This is a genomic window from Halobellus rufus, assembly GCF_000739575.1.
In the GTDB taxonomy this organism is placed as follows: Archaea; Halobacteriota; Halobacteria; order Halobacteriales; family Haloferacaceae; genus Haloquadratum; species Haloquadratum rufum.
Window position 1 is genome coordinate 74,146 of record NZ_BBJO01000014.1, and the last position, 20,305, is coordinate 94,450.

Genomic DNA, 20,305 nt, shown 5'->3' on the forward strand with positions numbered 1-20,305 from the left:
CACGTAACCGTCCGTCGACGAGCCAGAGACGTGACGGCTTCGACGACGTCGACGAGCGAGACGGCGCGGTACGCGAGGCGGATGCTCGTGACCGTGTCGCTGGGATGGGCCCTGCTGCAGACCGGTCGGTACCTCCTCTCGCCGCTGCTGCCGACGATCATCGTCGACCTCGGCATCACCGAGGCGACCGCCGGCATCGCGCTCGCGGTCTTCCAGGGAACGTACGCGCTCGTCCAGTACCCGAGCGGCGAGTACTCCGATCGGTGGAACCGAACGACGCTGATCGTGCCCGGCCTCGCGATATTGGTCGCTGGATTCGCGCTGTTCGGTCTGACGACGGGGCTGGCGATGTTCCTCGTCGCGGCGACGATCACGGGCGTCGGAAAGGGCCTGTTCGCGATCCCATCGCGCGCCCTGCTTTCGGACCTATTCACGACGAACCGGGGGCGGGCGCTCGGCATCTACGCCGCCGGGACCGACCTCGGGGGCCTCGTCTCGTCGGGGATCGCGGTGCTCGCGCTCACGTACGCGACCTGGCGGACGCCGTTCTTCCCGGTCGCGCTCGCTCTCGCGGTCCTCGCCGTCGTCTTCGCGTCGGTGACGCGGGAACCGTACGAGGTCGGGAGCAGGTCGCTGGAACTCCGGAGCACGGTCGCCCGGTTGGTGCAGAGCGCCAGCCAGCGCGAGACGATCCTCGCGTTCTCGCTGTTCTACTTCATGGTCGGCGGGTTCATCAACTTCGCACCCGCGTATCTCGCGCAGGCGAAGGGGTTCTCCGACAGTCTGGCCGGACTGACGTTCGCGATCGTGTTCGCCGTCGGCTTCGCGGTGAAACCCACCGCCGGCACGCTCGGGGATCGGTTCTCGCGCCGGGGGATCGCCGTCTCCGGCCTGTTGATCGCGGCGGCCTCGCTCCTCGCGCTCGTCGCCGCCTCCTCGAACCTCGCGATCTGGGCGGCGGTCGCGCTACTGGCGCTTGGCTATAAGACGGGGTTCCCGCTCGCCGACGCGATCATCCTGGACGGCGCGCCCGCCGACGGGATGGGTGCAGACCTCGGAGCCGCGCGGGCGATCTTCCTGAGCGCGAACGCGCTCGGCCCCGCCTACGTGGGGATCGTGGCCACCTACGTCAGCTACGACGTCGCCTTCGGCGGGTTCGTCGTCTGCCTCGTGGCGGCGGCGGCGCTGCTGTTCAAAAGCCAGTGACTCGGGTTCTCGGTCCGCTCACAGCGTCGCCGGTTCCGGGGCGCGCCACGCCAGTACGAGACCCGTAACCGCGAGCAGCCCGACGAAGAGGAACGCGATATCGAACCCCGCGCTGTCGACGATCGCGCCGCCGACGATCGGCGAGAGGAACGCGCCCGCCAGCCCGACGCTGGTCTGAAACGCGACCGCGGTGGCCGCGACGTGGGGGTCGACGACCTCGCGGACGTACGTGAACGAGAGCCCGAGCGTGAGTTGGATCGCGAAGCCCGAAAGCAGCAGCGCGCCGATCAACAGCCAGATCGAGCTCAGGTGCGTGAACCCCAACACCAGCGGCGCGGCGACGGCGAACGAACCGACGAGGACCGGTTGTCTGCGACCGCCGAACACCCGGTCGGAGAGGAGCCCGCTGCTGATCCGCGCGAGGACGCCGACGGCCGGAAAGATCGCCACGAGTCCGCCGCTCACCGCGAGTGAGAGCCCCACTTCTCGGGTCAGATACGTGGAGCCCCAACTGTTGACGAACAGATACAGCGCGTAACTGAGGAACCCGAGCGCGCCGACGAGCCAGACGGTCCCGTTCCCGAGGACCGACGCGAAGGCGCTCACCGAGGGCGCGTCGCTGCGGGCGGAACCGAGGCCGCGGCTCGCCGGTAGGAAGACCAGCAGCCCGAGGAGCGCGACGCCGGTGAACGCGAGGAAGATGGCCGGCCAGCCGAACCGGGCCGCGATGAGCGGGCCCGTCCCCTGACCGATCGCGAAGCCGACGGGGCCGCTCGCGGTGAAGATGCCGACGGCCGTCGCGCGGTGCTCGGCGCTCACGGCGCGGCTGACGATGTCGATGCCGGCGTTCCAGACGACGACGTACGCGACGCCGCCGACGGCCCGCGAGGCGATCACCGACCAGTAGTTCCCCTGCCGACCGGCGATCCAGCCCCACACGCCCGCGACGAACAGCGCCAGCACGGCGAGGGCCATCGCTCGTCGGGTGTCCGTGCGGTCCAACACCGCTCCAACCGGGAGGCTCGCGACGACCGCCGTGCCGAACATGATGCTGACGAGGAGGCCGGCGACCGACGAACTGACGCCCAGCGACTCCTGGATGATCGGCGTGACGCTCGCGGGGACGATCTCGTAGGCGGCCAGTCCCGCGGACATCAGGCTCGCTCCGGCGACGAGACCGACCGTCCGCCAGTCGGTCCCGTCTCTCCGAGACGAATCAGGTCCGTTCTGTCCGCCGCTTTCTGATCCGGTACTCATCAATAGCGGAACGTGTTCGCTACCGTCTCTAGAAGCCACCGATCGGTCTGCACAGGGACCGACGGCGGTACGCGTCCCACCGACCGGTCGCTATCCGTCGATCGCGACGACTTCCTGCTCGAACCGCTCGCCCCGCCAGCGCCACGACCCCACGAACGGACGACCGTCGACCGCGCAGATCACGTACGAGTAGCCGGTCCACGTCGCACGGTCGGCGTCGACGGCGCTCGGCCGGGGCGGTCCCCGCGGGTGTGTGTGATAGAATCCGACGACGTCGAGTCCGCGGGACTCGATCAAGTCGATCCGCTCGAGGAGCGCTTCGGGGTCGAGTTCGTAGCGGCTCTGCGGTCGATCCGCGACGTTCGCTATCGGGTGCGATTCGGACGCGAGGCTCTCCTCGTCCCCGTGTTCCCCGGCGAGAACGCCGCAGACTTCCTCGGGAGCGCCTTCCTTGGCGCGGTCGACGATCGCGTCGTAGACGCTTCGGCGGATCGAGAGCACGGTGAAGCGTCCGCGCCCGAGGACCTAAACGTTCCCGCCGCAGACGCAGTCGCCGCTCACTCGTCGTCGGTTTCGAGATCGTAGCTCCACGCCTGGTACCCGCCCGACATACTCCGGACCGACGCGGACTCGCCGATCGACTCGTAGCTCTCGATGAGTCGGGCCGCCTGGATCGACGACTGCCCGATCGGACACGCCACGACGACGTCGTCCGCCCAGTCGATCTCGTCGACGCGGCGCGGCAGCTCGTGCATCGGCACGTTCTCGGCACCGGGGATGTGTCCCTGCGCGAACTCCACGGGCGAGCGGATGTCGATGATCTGGACGCGCTCGTCGGCGTCGAGCTTCCGTTTTACTTCCTCGGGGGTGATCTCTTCGACGGTCATTTCCGTGGGGTAGTTACTCACGGCACTAACTCATTTCGGAGCGCAGTCGTCCGGATCCCAGCTCGCGGGAGGACCGCAGTTTAGTACCGCGCGACCGTAGTCGACGCCGATGGAACTGGTCTCAGTCGCCGCGGTCGCCGAAAACGGCGTGATCGGGCGCGACGGCGAACTCCCCTGGGAGAGCATTCCCGCGGACAAGCGACAGTACCGCCGGCGCGTCGCCGACGCGCCGGTCGTCCTCGGCCGTCGGACGTTCGAATCGATGCGAGAGGACCTCCCCGGCAGCCACCAGATCGTGCTCAGTCGGTCCGAACGCACCTTCGACGTCGACACGGCGTTTCACGCCGGGAGCGTCGAGGAAGCGGTCGCTATCGCCGAGTCGCTCGGTGCCGACGTGGTCTACGTCCTCGGCGGCGCGAAGATCTACGAGCTGTTTCAGCCGCACGTCGATCGGATGATCCTGAGCCGCGTCCCCGGCGCGTACGAGGGCGACGTCCGCTATCCCGAGTGGGACGAGTCGGCGTGGCGGTTGGCGTCCTCCGAACCGTGGGAGGGCTTCACCCTCGAAGAGTGGGTGCGAGGCGTACCCGTATAACGCGGCTTCGAGACGTGACTCGATAGGTTGCGAACAGTCGGTACGGGTCGCGTGGACCGCCTCGCCGGCAGGCAGTCGCGTCGTCGGTTCCCCCGTCGGCCGTGCCGAACAACCGCGTTCCGACGCGGGGCGAGCGTCAGCGCACGCGGGCACTGGCCGCGGGTTGGTATATGAACGTACGTCTCCGCGTCAGGTACATACGAATCGGCGTCCAAACGCGGGTATGACCCTCGAAACAGCGACGTTCGGCGGCGGGTGTTTCTGGTGTACCGAGGCGGCGATGAAGGAGTTGTCGGGCGTCGAGTCGGTCACGTCGGGGTACGCGGGCGGCGAGACCGAGGACCCGACCTATCGAGAGGTCTGCTCGGGATCGACGGGCCACGCCGAGGTCGTTCAAGTCGAGTTCGACCCCGACCTGATCTCGTACGTCGACTTACTGGAGGTGTTCTTCGCGACGCACGACCCGACGCAGTTGAACCGTCAGGGGCCGGACGTGGGGACGCAGTACCGCTCGATCGTCCTCTATCACGACGACGAACAGCGGCGAGAGGTCGAGGCGTACGTGGACGCGCTCGACGGGGAGTACGACGACGCGGTCGTCACCGAGATCGAACCGCTCGATCGGTTCTGGCCCGCCGAGGAGTACCATCAGGACTACTTCGAGAAGAATCCATCAGACGCCTACTGCCGGATGCACGCCGCGCCGAAGGTCGAGAAGGTCCGCGAGCGGTTCGAGGAACTGGTGCGGACCACCGGGTGACCGACGCGGGCGAAACTGTTTACCCGCCGCCGCTCGGCCGGGTGCCTATGGCTCCGAACCTCTCGGTACTGAGAGCGTACCTCGATCACTTTCTCCCGCGCGACGTCGTCGGTCCCGTCGTGATCGTCTTCTCGCTTGAGGGCGTCATCGACGGGGTATTCGGCCTCTACGTCCCCGAAGCGTACGCGACGCTCGGGTGGGGATTCGTCTTCGCGCTTTCGCTCCTCGCCGTCGCGTACTGGGGGTCCGTCGACGAACCGGCGCTGGAAGAACTCCACGAGCGGATCGACGAGATCGAGGAGGCGGAAGCGGCGGAAACGAGCGGCGGCGATCGGGACGGTGACGCCGACGGCGACGGCGGTGCCGACGGGGAGGTCTAGGAACGGTCGCCGGCGAGTCGACCCGGAATCCACTCGCCCTCGAAGTCCTCGTGGAGGAACGGTTTCGCGTTCTCCCCGGCGTAGGTTGCGACCAACTGCCCGTCACCTTCGAGGTGGTACTTGTACGTCGTCAGCCCTTCGAGTCCGACGGGACCGCGGGCGTGGGTCTTCCCGGTGCTGATTCCGACCTCCGCGCCGAGACCGAAGCGGTAGCCGTCGGCGAACCGCGTCGAGGCGTTGTGGAAGACGCTCGCGGCGTCGATGCTCCGCATAAACCGCTCGGCGTGGTCGGCCGTCTCGGTCACGATCGACTCGGTGTGCTTCGAGCCGTGCGCGTTGACGTGATCGATCGCGTCGCCGAGGGAGTCGACGACCTTGACCGCGAGGATCAGATCGCCGTACTCGGTGTCCCAGTCGGCGTCGGTCGCGGCGTTCATCTCGGTGATCTCGCGGGCGCGCTCGTCGCCCCGGAGTTCGACGTCGGCCTCGCAGTAGCGGTCGGCGAGTCCGGGCAGGAAGTCAGCCGCGACGGACTCGTGGACCAGCAGCGTCTCGACAGCGTTGCAGACCGCGGGGTACTGCACCTTCGCGTCGAAGGCCACGTCCGCGGCCATCTCGAGGTCCGCGTCCTCGTCGACGTAGACGTGACAGATGCCCTCCGTGTGTCCGAGCACCGGGATCTTCGTGTTGTCCTCGACGTAGCTGACGAACTCGGAGCTGCCGCGGGGCATCAGCAGATCGACGGCGTCGTCGCGTTCCAAGAGGGTCTCGACGTCCTCGCGGGCCTCGATGAGCTGTGCCCAGCCGTCGGGCACGTCTTCGACGGCGTCGACGATGATGTCGTAGAGGACGCGGTTGGAGTGTGCGGCCTCGCTGCCGCCCTTCAGGATGACGCTGTTCCCGGACTTGAGGCTGAGCGCAGCGATCTGCACCAGCGCGTCGGGACGGGACTCGAAGACCGTCCCGAGCACGCCGATCGGGACCGCGAGCTTGTACAGTTCGAGGTCCTCGTCGAGCCGCCGCGCCGCGAGCGTGCGGCCGAGCGGGTCCTCCTGCTCGGCCACGCTGCGGACCATCCCGGCGATGCTTTCGAGCTTCGACTCAGAGAGCTTCAGTCGGTCGACGAACGCCTGGGTGTACTCGCCCGCCTCGAGGAGTTCCTCGCCTGCTTCGACGTCCTTCGCGTTGGCTTGGAGGACGGCGTCGCTGTTGGCCTCGATGGCGTCGGCGATCGCGTACAGCGCGTCGTTGCGCGTCGACTCCGAGAGGTTCGCGAGTTCGAGCGCCGCGGACTGTGCTTCCGTCACTTTGGTCTCGGCCGATTTCTCGGTCGTGGTGGATTCGGTCATCGTTTGCTGAGTGTGGTGAGTAGCGGGCGTTCAGTGGTCGTTGATCGGAATAAAGATGGTCCCGACGGGCTGTTCGGTGGCGATCCGTTCGAGCACGTCCGGCTCCGTCGAGCGCGCGATGATCGCGGGGTGACCGTGCTCGCTCATCGACCGCGCGCCCTGCACCTTCGTTCGGATGCCGCCGAAGGAGTCGCTGGCGCTGCTCTCGATGATTCGCTCGACCTCGTCGTAGTTCCGGCCGACGGCCTCGATGAGCTCTGCGTCCCCGTCGTGCTTGGGGTTACCGGTGTAGACGCCGCCGACGTCTGTGAGCGTCACGAGCAGGTCGGCGTCGACGCCGATGGCGATCGACGAGGAGATCATGTCGTTGTCGCCGATGCGGATCTCCTCGGTCGCGACGGCGTCGTTCTCGTTGACGATCGGGACGACGCCCCACTCCAACAGCGTGTCGATCGTGTTCTTGAAGTTGGTGAACCGGTCGGTGTCGTCGAGGTCGTGCTCGGTCACGAGGATCTGGGCGACCGTCAGCCCGTAGCGCTCGAAGCTCTCGGTGTACCGACGCATCAGGTGACTCTGGCCGATCGTCGACAGCGCCTGGGACTCCTCGACGGTGTCGTCGGGGGCGAAGCCGATCCGGCCCTTGCCCGCGCCGACCGCCCCCGAGGAGACGAGGATGACGTCCTTTCCGCGCTCGACGAGTCCGGAGACGTCGTCGACGAGCTTGTCGAGCTTCTCGTCGTCGAGGTTCGACGTCTCGTCGGTGAGCGAGTTGGTTCCCGCCTTGACGACGACCCGCCCGGCCGACGCGGCGAGTCGGCGGGCCTCTGTGACCTCCGAGGAGGTGACGGCCTCGCTCATCTCTCCGCTTCCTCTGCGAGTTCCGCCGAGCGCCGCGAGGCGGCGCTCAGCGCGTCGCCGACGCGTTCCTCGACGTCGCTGTCCCACAGCACTTCCATCCCCTCGATCGTCGTCCCGCCCGGCGAGCAGACGGCGTCGACGAGGTCGTCGATCGACTCGTCGGAGCGGAGGACTGTCTCGGCCGCCCCCTTGAACGTCTGTGCAGCGAGGACGCGGGCGTTCTCGGCGTCGAGGCCCTCCTCGACCGCGCGCTTCTGCATCGCGCCGATGAGGTAGAACACGAACGCGGGGCCGCTGCCGTTCAGCGCCGTCGCGACGTCCATCAGGTCCTCGTCGATGACGACGAACTCCCCGAGGTCCGAGAGCATCTGTTCGACGGTCTCGTCCGGCTCGTCCCACGCGACGGCCGCCGCCATATTGCGCGTTCGCGCCGCGAGGTTCGGCATCACGCGGACGACCGTCGCTTCGGTCTCGGCTTGGACGACCGAGCGGGAGACGCCCGCCGCGATCGTCACGAGCGTCTGTTCGGCGCGGAGTTCGAGGTCCTCGAGCACCAGCGGGACGATGTCCGGCTTGACGGCGACGACGACGACTTCCGAATCGCGGACGTCGTCGATGTCGGTCGTCGTCCGATCGGCGTACTCGTCGATCGCCTCGAAGGCGTCCGGGTCCACATCGTAGGCGGTGATCCGGTACCCACCGGCCTGTGAGAGGCCGGTGATGAGGGCACCGCCCATATGTCCGCAGCCAATTACGCTGACGTCGATCATACGTACACGTACGCGATTGCGCCGATATACGAACTTTGGTTTCCGGCCGCACCGTCATGGGGTGAAGCGGAGCAGTAGTGAACGGACCACACATCTGTAGACCGGCGTAAACGCGGGCATTAACCGGGGTGGTAGAAAATGTTCATCAATTGTGTTCACCGTGTTCATTCACAAGAATCACACACTGCGTCTCACGTCGACATCTCCCGATTGGGCGCGTCGAAACGAGTGGGGAAAAGCGGTTATCGCATACCGCACGTGTCGACGCCGATGAGAGAGTACAGGCCACAGCGGCCGGTCACTCCCGTCGCCAGCATCGCGATTGCGATCACTCCGAGAAGGAGCGAGAGGATCGGCGGCGCGGCGACCGCGTTAGCGAGAATACCGATCGAGACGAGACCGGCGACGGCACCGGAGGCGATGCGAACGAGGCTGTCCGTTTGACCGACGTTTCGTTCCATACTGCAGTATTGGTCTTTCGGCACATAATTGTTCTTGCCGGTGACCCGTAGCTTGCCGGAGAGTCTCCAGCCACTAAATTAGTCTAATATTATATATTACTCTAGTATTTTCATCGAATAAGAATAGTTGATTCTGCTCTAATACCATATTCATTGGTCTATACTGGATTTTAATATATTTCAGTTAGATCCAAATATATCATATAATATTTACATTATTAAAATAAACGTGGATAGGAAGATTCGACGTAGCGCCGCCGACGGTGCTACGCCGAACGGATGTCGATCTCGCGGTACCGTTCGCTCGCCTTCTTCGGGACCGTGATCTTACACACGCCGTCTTCGAACACGGCGTCGATCTCGTCCATCTCGACGTCCGTCGGGAGCTGGATCGTCCGGTCGATCTGGACGAATCGCTCGTTGACGAGGACGTTCCTGCCGTCTTCGACCTCCGAGGGCCGTGTCGCGCCGATGTGGAGCGTCCGCGGGTCGCCTTCGAGTTGGATCTCTTCGGGCTTGAACCCCGGCAGGTCGATGAACACCCAGATCTCGTCGGTGTTCTCGATGAGATCGACAGCGGGAACGGGCGTCACCGGGGGGCTGGTCGCCGCGCCCTGGGTGGGTTCGGCAACCGATTGCGACCCCTGCGTCTCGGTGACCATCGCTCCCGGTGTCTGACCGGGTAGCTGTTCGACCGGCCAGCCGCCCGATCCGCCGTACGGCGTCTGCGTTTCGTACGGTTCTGAAGACATCTCGATCCTCACGCTCCCTGGAGCCGAGGGATGCTCTGTTCGATAGAGCCGTTCGTCCGCTGGATCCGGCTCAGGATCTCCTGTACCTCCGGCTCGTTGGAGTGCTGCTGGAGCTCCTGACTCGCGCCGTTGATGGTCTGCTGGAGCTCTCTGACGGCGGCCGTCGCGAACGGCGACTCGCGCAGCATGAAGTGCTTCGTCATCTGCGCGCAGTCGTGGACGTCCTCGCACGCTCGCGCCGCCGACCCGTTCCCGCGTTGGGCGAGGCGGGTCTTCGCCCAGCCGAGCACGTTGTTGAGGTGGTTCAGTTCCTCGACGGCCGCCCGCACTTCCTGCGGGACCGCCTGCTCGTACTGGCCGCCGATGAGCATCGTCTGCTGTCCGGCAGACGCGCTCGGCTCGGACTGTCCGAGCTGCTGCTGGCTCGACTCCTCGAACTGGCCCGAGATACCCTGCTGCGCCGACTCCTGGCCGAACTGTCGCTGCGACTGTTGCGGCTGGGTCAAGGGAATCTCCGAAGGCTGAGTCTGCATCGCCGCGGCCGGCTGTGCCTGCATCGTCGAGGAGGGCTGGGTCTGCATCGCTGCGACCGGGCTCACCTGTACCGGTTGGGAACCCGTCTGCGACGCGCCGCTGACGGATTCGGGCGTCTGCATCGCTGCCGCCTGTCGCTGGGCCCCCGGCTGCTGTTGACTCGAGAGCGATTGCGGCTGGGCCGCCGGTGACGGCGCGTACTGCTGCGTCGCGGACGGGAGCGCGGACTGTTGGCTAGCCGGCTGCGACTGCCCCATCGAACTCCCCGCTTGCGGCTGCGATTGCTGGCCCGCCTGCTGTCCCGCGATCGACTGTTGCGGCTGCGCCTGCTGGAACGGCGACAGCTGTGACGCCGGCTGCTGGAAGGACTGCGGCGACGCCGCGGGCTGTTGCTGCTGCGGTGACGCAACGGGCTGCTGCGTCGGGATGCTCTGCTGCTGCTGCGGAGAGGCCGCCTGCTGCGACCAAGCGGCCTGCTGCGGTTGGAACTGCGATTGCTGCTGCGGTTGTCCGGCCGACTGCTCGGGCTGTGTCTGTTGTGGTTGTGCCTGTTGTGGCTGGACCTGTTGTGGTTGCGCCTGCGGCTGTTGGGTGGGCGACTGAATCGGCAGTTGCGTCTGAACTGACTGTTGCGGCTGCTGGGAATACGCTTGCGGTTGGCCCGCTTGTGTTAGTGGCTGTCCCTGCACGGGCGAGAACTGCCCCCCTGTCGGCTGTCGGGACGGCGACTGCTGATACTGGCTCTGATACTCCACCGATGGCGGTTGGGATTGGCTCGGATCTACCATAGTCACTCCCCGAGGGTGAACTCGGGACATCGACAACCTTGACCCGTAGTCAGTATTGTAATTCAGCGTGTATCAGAATTTCCGGTATCCGTACTGAAACGTTCGCTATCGCGTGTTTTCGCCTTCTCGAACGAAAGCTGAAGTTACTGCTGAAGAGGAGGTCAGCGACGCCGGCGGATACGTCGGATTACTGTGCACGTGAGACAGCCTACCCCTGTTCGAGTTGTCATTTTGCACCGTGCGACACCGCCGCACGTCTGGAACGTGAGACCGGAATCCGGAAGCCGTTACCCCCACCTGGTCACGGCGAGTGCGCCCGCCACCAACGCGAAGACCAGGACGGGGAGGCTCGGATCGAAGCCAGACGACGAGGACTCCGGTGCAGCAGTGGTGCTCTCGGTCTCGACTGGCTCCGGCGTTGACGTCGCAGTGGTCGGATCTTCGGTCGTCAGCGTGGGTTCGAACACGGTGACCGATCGGGTGACGTTGTCCTCACCGGCGTTCACGACCGCGGTGATTTCACCGGTCGTCCACGTGTTGCTCCGGTACTGCAATGTCACGTTCGACGTTTCGTTCAGCTCGACCTCGGTCCGCTCCTCGTCGATGAAGTGACCGTCTATCGTGAGTCGAACGGGAGCCGTCCCGGAGATGTCGCCCACGTTCCCGACGGTCGCGGTGACGTTCAGCGGTTCACCCGCGGGGATCCGTTCGGGAACGGAAACCGACTCCACCACGAACTCCGGCTCCGGCTGGCGGAACTCGACGCGCTCGCTCACGACGTCGTCGGAGGTGTTCGCCGTAATCCGGTGGGCTCCGGCGTCGTCGACCGACGTGTTGAGCACCGTCGACACCGTTGCGGACTCGCCTTCGGGGAGTTCGACGATCGTCTCGTTGACGGTGTCGCCGTCGAGAGCGAACCAGACGAGTTTCTCGCCAAGATCGTTCCCGGTGTTCTCGACCGTCGCGTTCATCCGGACGGTGTCGCCCGCCATAACCGACTCTTCGACGTGCATCTCGGTGATCTCGAAGTGGGGATGCCCGTCGGATCCGCCGGCGCTGTACCCGCCGGCGTTCCGCTGTCCGCTGTCGGCCTGGGCCGGTTCCTCGATGGTCACCGTCCGCGTGTACCGGTCGTCGGGCGTGTCGACGCGAAGCGTCCAGTCCTTCACGTTGTCGCTCTTGCTCACGTACGTGAGCGTCACCGTCTCGGACTCGCCGGGCGCTAATTGGAGCTCTGCGTCGTCTTTGTAGTACTCGTCGAGGTGGAACCACACCTCTTTCTCGCCGGATTCGTCTCCGACGTTTTCGACGGTGACAGTCACCTCTACCGTCTCACCCGCCTTGATCGGCGTGTTCGTCTCGACGTCCTGTATCTCGAAGAACGACCCGTTTCGCTCCGGTTCGGTGTCGTTGGCGGCGACGTTCGGGTGAACTCGATCCGGCCCGCTCTCCGCTGACGTCACGACCGCGGCACCGGCGACAGTCGACCCCAGGGCGACCACCAACACGAGCGCACAGGCGACCAGGACCGACCGCGATACCGACGTTTGTGGTGATAAGTTGACCATACGAGTGAAATCCACGTCGTACCGCAATAGTATGCGTTCGTTTGTTGATATATGAGCGTCCTACGCCGAACGCGAACCCCCGCGCACGGTCCGTCAATGAGCGGTGGTACAGCTAACAAAATCTGGGAGTAGTGAGCGTTTATCCAGCCAAAGGGAGAGAACCTCGGCATAGGTGGAAAATAGCGTCTTACGTCTCCTGTCCGAGGCACCGATATGGTGCAAATGCACCTCAACAGACGGCAGTTCGTTGGCACAGTCACCGCAGTTACGGGCGTCGGCCTCGCTGGCTGCAGTGACGGCGGAGCCAACGGCGACGGAGACGGCGACGGTGTCGCGACCGACGGGACAGGAACCGACGGTTCGCCCGCGGAGACCGACACCGAGACAGCCACAGAGACGGAGACAGACACCGAGGGGGAACCGACCGAGGAGGGCGACGGCGACGCGCTCGTGCGAGTCGTACACGCCTCCCCGGACGCGCCGAACGTCGACATCTACGTCGACGACGAATCGGTGCTGACCGACGTCGCCTTTCGCACGGTCAGCGAGTACCTCCCGCTCGCAGCCGGATCGTATCAGGTGCGGGTAACGGCCGCCGGGGACGAGGAGACGGTCGTCTTCGACGAGGAGGTCTCGCTCTCGGCGGACTCGGCCACAACGATGGCCGCGATCGGCGAGCTGGAGGCCGAGTCCTTCGAGGTCCGGGCGATCGAGGACGACGTCTCCGCGCCGGCCGAGGGAGAATCACGGGTACGCGCGTTCCACGCCTCGCCCGACGCGCCCGCCGTAGACGTCGCCGTCGAGGGCGAGGACGAGCCGCTGATTTCGGAGCTGGAGTTCGGTGCCGCCAGCGAGTACGCCACCGTGCCAGCAGACGCCTACACGCTGGAGGTCAGGGCCGCGGGCGAGACCGAAGCCGTCGCGACCTTCGACGTCGACCTCGCGGGGGCGACCGGGTACACGGCGTTCGCGATGGGCTATCTGAATCCGGACGAGGCACCGGTCGACGAACCGTTCGACCTCACGCTCGCCACCGACACCGCGGAGGGCGAAGCGGCCACGACCACGGAGGGAGAAACCACAACGGCTGACGGGACGGGTACGGCTGAGGAAACGGAGACGGAAGCGGAGACGACCGAGGCGTGAGCGACGAGTAGGGCTGCCTCACGCGTCAGTGGGGAGCCTTCGAGCCGATCCCGGAGAATAGGTCACCGCGGCCGCTCGGACGGCCCTCGGAGCTAGCGGCAGTCCCGGAGGTGGAGGTAGGATCCCTCCCGGGCAGTGATCCACTCGGTCGTTCTGTTCGAATCTGGTGGATCCAACGGGTGTATCGTACACTCGTTCGGTGCGTTCTCGTACTCGACGATCGTCGCCCGAAGGGGAGAGAGCCGCTCGTCCAGATTCGCTTCAGATGACATTTCGAAGAGGACTGCGCGAGGAGTGGAAGTTGTAATTCAGTTCCTACTATTCGGGCGATCCGGGGGCCACCACGGTACTTGTGGATTGCTTCGGACTCCTTGACTTTACAGTATTATGGATGTAATACCTTATTTGTAAAGCGGAGCTTTCGCCGGGGCTGACCGGCCGCTGTGTCGACTCGGTCAGGGGCGTGCCCGGGCGGTGCCGAGCCGGCGAACGCGCTCCCCCGAGAGTCGGGTTCGTCGCCGGGTAAAGTGCCCAAAGAGCTGTAGCAGGTGAATACCAAAGACCGTTCTAGGGGAACGGAAACGCGATGTCATCACAGTGGGACGCGATCGGGTTCGTCATCTCCTCGAAGTACCGCTTGGCGGTCTTGAACGTCCTCCAAGACGGTCCGGCGACGACGACCGAGATCGCGAGCGCCGAGAGCCTCTCGCCGTCGCACATCTCCCGCGCCCTCCGCCGCCTCCGCAAACGGTCGATCGTCGAGCTCGTGGTTCCCGAGGAGCAACGGAAGAACCGTCGGTACGACCTGACGGAGAAGGGCGAGCGGATGTGGCGCAAGATCCAGACCGCGGGACTGGCCGAGTGAGATGTCCGACCGAGAAGGACGAGACGCTCGCCAGTCAGGTGCACCGCGGTCCTCCGCACCCGAGGAGCGCTCCACCCCGGTCGGACTGACGCGCCGGAGCGTCCTCCGACGGGTAGCGGCCGGGACCGCGGGGATCGCTTCGGTCGCCGGATGCGGCGGTCGCAGAGAGCGGGATCGGACCACCGACGAGTTGGTCCCGCCACCGTCGCCCGGAGACGACGTCGCCACGGCGACGCCCGTCCCGCCGCCGTTCGATTCGGTGACCGACCTCTCGGAGTTCGACGTCGATCCCACAGGCGGCGCGATCGGGAATGCTATCGAGGAAGTCGCAGACGACGGCGATCTCTTGGTACTGCCGGAAGGCACCTTCACGATCGAGGAGAGCCTCGATCTCTCCGGGCTCGACCGGTTCGGACTCGTCGGCAACGAGACGACCCTCGTCCCGACAGAGGGCGCGTCGGGGACGATCTTCTTCATCAGTGCCGAGGGCACGATCCACGTCAGCGACCTCCGGTTCGACTACAGTGCCAACGGGGTCGGCAGCCGCGCGCTCGACGTGCGAGCGCCCGGCGAGATACGTATTCGCGACGTCACCGTCAACGGACGGCTCGACGGCGGTCGCGGTGCGGTCCGCATCGACGTCACAGACCCCGACGGCACGGGCTTGGTGGAACGACTGCGCCTGCCGGACGGCTCGGTCTCCGGCGAGCGGGTCACGGGCTGTTACGTCGGTGACGACAACCGCGGGGAGATCACGTTCGCGGACTGCCGAATCGTCGGGTTCAGCGACAACGGGCTGTACGCCGATCCCGCCGTCGGTCGGATGGTCGTCGACGGCGGATACTACGCGAACAGCGGGATCTCGAACGTCCGCGTGTGCGCGGGCAGCGTCGTCAGAAACGTCCACGTCCGGTGTGACGATCACTCGCGCGGGTTCGATAACATGCGCGGGATCCGGTTGAACAACGCCGAACCGCGGGCCGACGTCGAGCCGACGCTGGTGGAGAACTGTCGGATCGAGATGATCGACGTCTCGTCGAGCGACGGCGGCATCATCCTGACTTCCGCGGTCCCGTCGATGGTCGTCCGAAACACCGAGATACGGGTCGACGCCGACGGCGTCAACGGGATCTGGGCGAAGACGCCCGCGGAGTCCTTACGCGAACACGACGCGGAACTGTGGGTCGACTGCGAAGACCTGACAGTGACTGGCGACGCCGACGACCAGTTCGCGGTCAAGATCGACGGACGAGGCGGCTCGACGCTGACGGGGATCGACGTATCGCACGCGGCCACGAACCGTAACGGGATCGGATTTCAGGACTCCTACGACAACGTCATTCGGGACGCGACCGTCGAGGTCGGAGGCATCCCGGTCCTGCTTCAGGAGGCGACTGTGGAACTGTTCGACACGAACGTGCAACCGACCGAAGTGGAGACGCTGACCGAGGACGAACAGTGAGGGACGCGAACAGCGACGGCACACAGTTGGAGTGCTCGTCCCCGGGTAAACCACACTATAACAAAACGGGTCTTCGGAATACAGAGCGGTACGTCGAGAGTGCTGCGTCCGTCCCGGTATGGGGGACGGACGAACGCGATAGATTGTGATGATGAACTCGAACGCATCTCGTGAACGGTCCGGGGCGACGCATCGACAGAAAGCGACGCTGATCGGTGGGTATCTGGCCCTCTCGGTCGGGCTGTTGTTCCTCGCGCGACCGCGGCCGGCCGAGTACGAACTCTCGATATACGCCGAAGTCCCCACGGCGTTCTGGCTCGGAGTGGGTGTCGCTGTCGTCGTCGCCGTCGCGTTAGCGCTTCGGGAGCGGAACTCGCACTCGCGAACCCGTGACGCATCGCTGCTGCTCGCGATGCTCGGCGTGCTCTCGATCGTGAGCCTCCCGCTCCTCCAGTCGTACCACTTCTACGGCGCCGGCGACTCGCTGAGTCACCTCGGGTGGGCACGCGAGATCCAAGCCGCGTGATCCCGCCGGACGGCATCGTCTACCCCGGGCTCCACCTGCTCTCCGCGCAGTTCGCCGTGGTTGTCGGAATCCCGATCCGGACCGCGATGCTGACGATCGTCGCGGTCTTGATTCCATTACTTTTCGTCGGCGCGTTCGGCGCGTGTGCGTACCTCGTTTCGCAGAACCTCCGAACCGGGGCCGTCGGCACCGTCGTCGCCGCGACCCTCGTTCCGGTCAACAACGTCAGCGTCCACCCGGTCCCGCACGCGTCGAGTCAGGCGATCCTCCTGTTCCCCGTCGTGTTGCTCTCGCTGCTCCTGTTCCTCGATTCCGACGAGGAGGGGTTCGCGCTCGCGACGCCGCCGGGGGTACTCCTGCTCTTGGTTTCGGTCGGGTTCCTCTTCGTGCACCCGCAGGAGGCGATGACGTACCTCGCGATGCTCGGTGGCATCGTGAGTCTCCAGTTCCTCGCGCGTCGCTATCGGTCCTCCCATCCGATCGCGTCGTTCCGGCCGCCGTACGTGCACACGGTCGTGCTCGGCGTGTTGTTCGTCGGCTGGATCCGCCGTCAGGGACGCGCGCGCTCCCGCCTGACGTCGGTTCTGGAGAGCCTGCTCTCGCGGGACCCGTCGGTGTTACAGGAGACCAGCTCTCGGAGCGCGTCCCTCACCGATCTCGGCGGGAGCCTGCTGGAACTGTACCTGAAGCTGTTCTCGGTGACCACGCTGTTGCTCCTGCTGGCCGGGGTACTCGTCCTCGCGCTGCTCGTCGGCGTACTCGATCACAGTGAGAACCGCCGGAACGCGTTTGCCGCCCTCTTGACCGCGGGGCTCGTCTTCCCCGCAATCGGGTTCGTGCTGATCTTCATCGCCGATCAGGGCGACCACTACTTCCGCTTCCTCGGGTTCATTATGGTCACCGTGAGCCTCCTCGCGGTGCTCTCGCTGTCGATACTCGCAGACCGGCTCGAAGGCTCCGCCGGCAGACTCGGCGGGCTGTTGACGAGACAGCGGATCTGGACCGCGATGAGCCTCGTGTTCGTCGTGTTGATCGCGCTCCAACTCGCGACGCTCCACCCGTCGCCGTACATCTATCAGGGGAACGACCGCGTGACCGAGACAGTGATGGACGGCTACGAGCGGACGTTCCAGTACCACGACGGACAGACGGAACTGACGGGCGTTCGCGACGGACCCAGTCGCTACGTCGACGCGATTTACGGGACGGAGACGGCTTCCGGTCTGGATTTCCCGGGGTACAGCGACGCCGTTCCCGAACCGGTGTTCAACACCAACGTGACGTCGCACTACGAAGAGGACCGGTATCTCATCGTCTCCACGAAAGACCGCAAGCAGGAAGTCGACCTCTACGACGGGTTCCGCTACGGCTCCGCCGGGTTCGAGGCGCTGAACACCGAACCGGGGTCGAACCGGATCCAGGACAACGGCGGGTACACGCTCTATCGGCTCCGCGGGACCGACGAGTAGCGTGGAGGCGTCGCGGCTTCCCGGGTCGGACGAAATAACGCGTCAACGCGGACGTGAAAAAGAACCGCAAAAGACGGCCGAGTCCACTCCGACCGATCGTGGCTCAGCGGTTTTCGAGCGTTTCGCACAGCGCGTCGGCCGACGCCACGATGTAGGCCTCGCGGTCGAACGCGTCCTCGTCGGCGGGAACGAACACGACTTGGTCCCCGTCACGGTAGGAGACCCGGTGAACCTCCCACTCGTGGAGGTCGTAGCCGAGGTCTCTGGCCGGATCGGGGTCGGCCGCGAGTCGCTTCCAGCTGTCTGAGGAGTTCACAGCCGCCTCCTTACTGGCCGTCGATCGTGACGGCGGCGGACCCGTCGAACTCGATCTCGACGATCTGACCGGTGTAGCGGTAGCCGTCGATACCCTTTCCGAGGATACCCTCGACGGTGTCGCCGTTGACGAAGTCCTCGAGGTTGTCGATCCGACTCTCCTCGGGGGTCGTGCTGATCGAGGAGTCTCTCGTGACGTCACCGGAGACGCGGAAGGTGTACTTCGCGACGCCGTCGGCGACCGTCCCGTCGAAGACCACGGTCTTCTGGGGGGACTGGGAGGTCTCGTCGTCGGTCGAGTCGTCCGATCCCGAGGAGTCGGATCCGCCGTCGTCCGACGTCTCGTCGGTCTCCTCGGCCGCGAGGAGTTCGTCCGACGTCACCGTCTCGCCGTCGGCGATCAGGCTCATCTGATCGACGTCCCCGGTCGCGGAGAACTGCTCCATGACGCCCTCGTAGTGGAAGGCGTCGCCGCTGGCGCTGCCGCCGCCGGTCGAACCGGTGGCCGTCCACGTGCCGTCGCCGTTCTCCGTGACTTCGTCGGCCGGCGCGGCGGTGTCGGCGCTGTACTGATCGCGGTCGTACAGTCCCGTGATCTCGCCGGTCGTCGTGAACTCGTAGTCGACGCCGTCGGAGTCCTGCGAGAGGATGACGAGTTCGGTCCCGTCGGTGCCGACGGTCGACTCCGAACCCGACGAGTCGTCGGATCCGGAGTCGTCGGACCCGCTGTCGCTCGTCGAGTCGTCGCCGGACGTATCGTCGCTCGTCGAATCGTCGCCGGACGTATCGTCGCTCGAATCGCTATCGGACGCGTCGGCGTTCTGCGGGTCGTCGCCGGTCGGGACGGGGCAGTCGTCGCCGACGCAAACGCCGTCGAGGTTCGACGGGTACTCCATACTGCCGTCGCCGGTGATCGAGACGTCGCTGGCGGTCCAGTCTGCGGCGGCGTCGCCCTTCTCGAGAATCGCGTCGGTTCCGGTGTTGTTCCGGATCAACGTGTTTGTTATGCTGCCACTACCGCCCTCTGCGCCGTGGTGATGCACGATCGGACCGCCCGCACCCTCGTACGAGTGGATCACTTCACAGTTCTCGATGGAGATGTTGTCTCCCGGTTCGCGGATGCGGATACCGCGCATATTGATCGCGCTCCCCTCGTAGATGTGCGGGGCCTCCTGATCGTTGAGGACCAGACAGTTGCGGGCGACGCTGTCGGTCGACCCGAGGCGGATCCCGGAGATGTTGTTGTTGTGGACGAAGCAGTTCTCGACGACGACCGGGCCGTCCTCCCCGCCATCCTGTCCCGGTGAACCCACGTAAATACCGTTGTTCGAGAAGTTGGCGACGTAGCAGTTCCTGATCTCGAGCAACCCGGCGTGCTCGCCGGGGGCGTAGAACCCGATCCCGTTACCCGGGTCCTTGACGCCGTCCGGGAGGTTGAAGTTGTCAATCAATACGTGGCCATCCGGTCCGGCCTGGAGCCGGAACCGAGCCTCCTCGTCGTCGTCGAGCTCCGCCGCGCCGCGCAGCGTGATGTTACGCACTTCGACGACGCCCTCTTCGGCCTCGATCCTCTCGCGGTACTCGCCAACCTCGTTGGTGAAGATGACCTCGCCCTGTCCGACCACGGCGGCGTTGCTCTTGGCCCCGCCGAGCCCGGAGCCGTGGTACTCGTACTCGCCCTCGGGGATGTGCACTTCGACGCCGTCGTCGAAGTACTCCTCGAGGTAGTCGTCGATTACGTCGCCCTCACTGAGGCCTTGCTGCCCGAGGTCGACGACCGAGTCCGTCTCTGCGGACTGGGCGCTCTGAGCCACCGTGCTGCCTGTTATGGACGCCATACCGACTGCCCCGCCGAGGAGCTTGAGGTACGATCGGCGTGCGAATCCTGAACTACTGTCGTCGTTGCCATGGCCTTTCGCCATATCCGGGTAGAGAGCGATTACTACAAAGAGCGTTTTTGTAGGTTCGCTGTACGAGCGAGTAGGTTATGCGTACTTAGCTAACGGATTGTTAGCCGCTGCCTACGGATGGTTGTGACCTGCTTGTGGGATGGTTGTGACTCGGAGGGGTAGCGGCGGCGCGCGCGGAATTTCGAGTAACCCGTCGATAACTCGAGTAGGTCCACAATGTCGAACCCGAGGCGGAGAATAGGCCCATCGTACCCAGTCAGAGACCCGTTTCCCGCGGGTCTGACCGAGTGCCGGTCCTCCGCGTGGCGGCTCGCTCCGCCACAGTAGCCTCCGAATACTCCGGTCGAACGTCCGTCGAGCCGACGCCGACGGGGGATGCGAGCGCGGAGAGGCGACCGCGTCGAGTACGTTCAATATAACAACCAGCCTCGAAGGGGACCGTACCAG

Annotated in this window: 21 protein-coding genes and 1 pseudogene; 9 read left to right on the top strand and 13 right to left on the bottom strand. The window is 65.5% G+C overall.

Translation table 11 applies throughout. The annotated features are described in order from the left end of the window. The first annotated feature begins 81 nt into the window (after positions 1-81). Complete coding sequence (locus tag ACP99_RS07010; RefSeq protein ID WP_049986182.1) at positions 82-1,206, top strand: MFS transporter; 1,125 nt, start codon at positions 82-84, stop codon at positions 1,204-1,206. Positions 1,207-1,224: 18 nt separating this feature from the next. On the opposite strand, the gene ACP99_RS07015 is transcribed toward ACP99_RS07010, so the two are convergent. From ACP99_RS07015 to ACP99_RS07025, 3 genes are all read right to left on the bottom strand, one after another. Next, on the bottom strand, positions 1,225-2,463 hold the full coding sequence (locus ACP99_RS07015) for an MFS transporter (RefSeq protein ID WP_049985917.1): 1,239 nt from the start codon (positions 2,461-2,463) through the stop codon (positions 1,225-1,227). Between the two features lie 90 nt (positions 2,464-2,553). Continuing rightward, positions 2,554-2,964, bottom strand: a complete 411-nt coding sequence (locus ACP99_RS07020; protein WP_049985918.1) for a desampylase — start codon at positions 2,962-2,964, stop codon at positions 2,554-2,556. Between the two features lie 56 nt (positions 2,965-3,020). Then, complete coding sequence (locus ACP99_RS07025; RefSeq protein ID WP_049985919.1) at positions 3,021-3,350, bottom strand: rhodanese-like domain-containing protein; 330 nt, start codon at positions 3,348-3,350, stop codon at positions 3,021-3,023. Between the two features lie 109 nt (positions 3,351-3,459). On the opposite strand from ACP99_RS07025, the gene ACP99_RS07030 reads away from it, so the two are divergent. The 3 genes from ACP99_RS07030 (at position 3,460) to ACP99_RS07040 (ending at position 5,085) form a co-directional block, all read left to right on the top strand. Continuing rightward, entirely contained in the window at positions 3,460-3,945 is a 486-nt protein-coding gene (locus tag ACP99_RS07030; protein WP_049985920.1) for a dihydrofolate reductase, read from the top strand. A gap of 223 nt (positions 3,946-4,168) precedes the next feature. After that, a complete protein-coding gene (msrA, locus tag ACP99_RS07035) occupies positions 4,169-4,705 on the top strand; it encodes a peptide-methionine (S)-S-oxide reductase MsrA (RefSeq protein WP_049985921.1) in 537 nt (178 codons plus the stop codon). Positions 4,706-4,752: 47 nt separating this feature from the next. Next, complete coding sequence (locus tag ACP99_RS07040) at positions 4,753-5,085, top strand: hypothetical protein (protein ID WP_197052373.1); 333 nt, start codon at positions 4,753-4,755, stop codon at positions 5,083-5,085. Here ACP99_RS07040 and ACP99_RS07045 read toward each other — a convergent pair. From ACP99_RS07045 to ACP99_RS07075, 7 genes and pseudogenes are all read right to left on the bottom strand, one after another. Continuing rightward, positions 5,082-6,449 (bottom strand): annotated as a pseudogene (locus tag ACP99_RS07045) (glutamate-5-semialdehyde dehydrogenase); the annotation flags it as partial. The gene ACP99_RS07040 and the pseudogene ACP99_RS07045 overlap by 4 nt on opposite strands. A gap of 15 nt (positions 6,450-6,464) precedes the next feature. Further along, a complete protein-coding gene (proB, locus tag ACP99_RS07050) occupies positions 6,465-7,292 on the bottom strand; it encodes a glutamate 5-kinase (protein ID WP_049985923.1) in 828 nt (275 codons plus the stop codon). After that, on the bottom strand, positions 7,289-8,062 hold the full coding sequence (gene proC / locus ACP99_RS07055; RefSeq protein WP_081927232.1) for a pyrroline-5-carboxylate reductase: 774 nt from the start codon (positions 8,060-8,062) through the stop codon (positions 7,289-7,291). The genes proB and proC overlap by 4 nt, the downstream gene beginning before the upstream one ends. Before the next feature lie 242 nt (positions 8,063-8,304). After that, positions 8,305-8,523: a YgaP family membrane protein gene (locus ACP99_RS07060; RefSeq protein WP_049985925.1), complete on the bottom strand. Its 219-nt coding sequence runs from the start codon at positions 8,521-8,523 to the stop codon at positions 8,305-8,307. Between the two features lie 266 nt (positions 8,524-8,789). Continuing rightward, on the bottom strand, positions 8,790-9,275 hold the full coding sequence (locus ACP99_RS07065; protein WP_156105624.1) for an Hsp20/alpha crystallin family protein: 486 nt from the start codon (positions 9,273-9,275) through the stop codon (positions 8,790-8,792). Positions 9,276-9,283: 8 nt separating this feature from the next. Further along, positions 9,284-10,597, bottom strand: a complete 1,314-nt coding sequence (locus tag ACP99_RS07070) for a hypothetical protein (RefSeq protein WP_156105625.1) — start codon at positions 10,595-10,597, stop codon at positions 9,284-9,286. Between the two features lie 287 nt (positions 10,598-10,884). Further along, complete coding sequence (locus ACP99_RS07075; protein WP_049985928.1) at positions 10,885-12,165, bottom strand: CARDB domain-containing protein; 1,281 nt, start codon at positions 12,163-12,165, stop codon at positions 10,885-10,887. A gap of 213 nt (positions 12,166-12,378) precedes the next feature. Here ACP99_RS07075 and ACP99_RS07080 point away from each other — a divergent pair, with 213 nt between their 5' ends. Further along, positions 12,379-13,311 carry a DUF4397 domain-containing protein gene (locus ACP99_RS07080; RefSeq protein ID WP_231554233.1) on the top strand — a complete coding sequence of 311 codons (933 nt, stop codon included), beginning with the start codon at positions 12,379-12,381 and terminating at the stop codon, positions 13,309-13,311. Between the two features lie 92 nt (positions 13,312-13,403). Here the strand turns inward: ACP99_RS07080 and ACP99_RS07085 are convergent, their stop codons facing one another. After that, a complete protein-coding gene (locus ACP99_RS07085) occupies positions 13,404-13,583 on the bottom strand; it encodes a DUF7511 domain-containing protein (RefSeq protein ID WP_049985929.1) in 180 nt (59 codons plus the stop codon). Between the two features lie 314 nt (positions 13,584-13,897). On the opposite strand from ACP99_RS07085, the gene ACP99_RS07090 reads away from it, so the two are divergent. The 4 genes from ACP99_RS07090 to ACP99_RS07105 all read left to right on the top strand — a co-directional run bounded on the left by ACP99_RS07090 (position 13,898) and on the right by ACP99_RS07105 (position 17,633). Continuing rightward, positions 13,898-14,176 (top strand): winged helix-turn-helix transcriptional regulator, encoded by a 279-nt coding sequence (locus ACP99_RS07090; RefSeq protein ID WP_049985930.1) that lies wholly within the window; start codon positions 13,898-13,900, stop codon positions 14,174-14,176. A 1-nt stretch (position 14,177) separates the two neighbouring features. Next, positions 14,178-15,638 (top strand): hypothetical protein, encoded by a 1,461-nt coding sequence (locus tag ACP99_RS07095; RefSeq protein ID WP_049985931.1) that lies wholly within the window; start codon positions 14,178-14,180, stop codon positions 15,636-15,638. Between the two features lie 148 nt (positions 15,639-15,786). Continuing rightward, on the top strand, positions 15,787-16,164 hold the full coding sequence (locus ACP99_RS07100) for a hypothetical protein (RefSeq protein ID WP_049985932.1): 378 nt from the start codon (positions 15,787-15,789) through the stop codon (positions 16,162-16,164). Continuing rightward, positions 16,161-17,633 (top strand): DUF6541 family protein, encoded by a 1,473-nt coding sequence (locus ACP99_RS07105; protein ID WP_049985933.1) that lies wholly within the window; start codon positions 16,161-16,163, stop codon positions 17,631-17,633. The genes ACP99_RS07100 and ACP99_RS07105 overlap by 4 nt, the downstream gene beginning before the upstream one ends. 103 nt (positions 17,634-17,736) lie before the next feature. On the opposite strand, the gene ACP99_RS07110 is transcribed toward ACP99_RS07105, so the two are convergent. Then, on the bottom strand, positions 17,737-17,949 hold the full coding sequence (locus ACP99_RS07110) for a hypothetical protein (RefSeq protein WP_049985934.1): 213 nt from the start codon (positions 17,947-17,949) through the stop codon (positions 17,737-17,739). Positions 17,950-17,959: 10 nt separating this feature from the next. Then, the gene (locus tag ACP99_RS07115) at positions 17,960-19,870 is read right to left on the bottom strand and encodes a right-handed parallel beta-helix repeat-containing protein (RefSeq protein WP_156105626.1); all 1,911 of its coding nucleotides are present in this window, start codon (positions 19,868-19,870) and stop codon (positions 17,960-17,962) included. Positions 19,871-20,305: the final 435 nt, after the last annotated feature.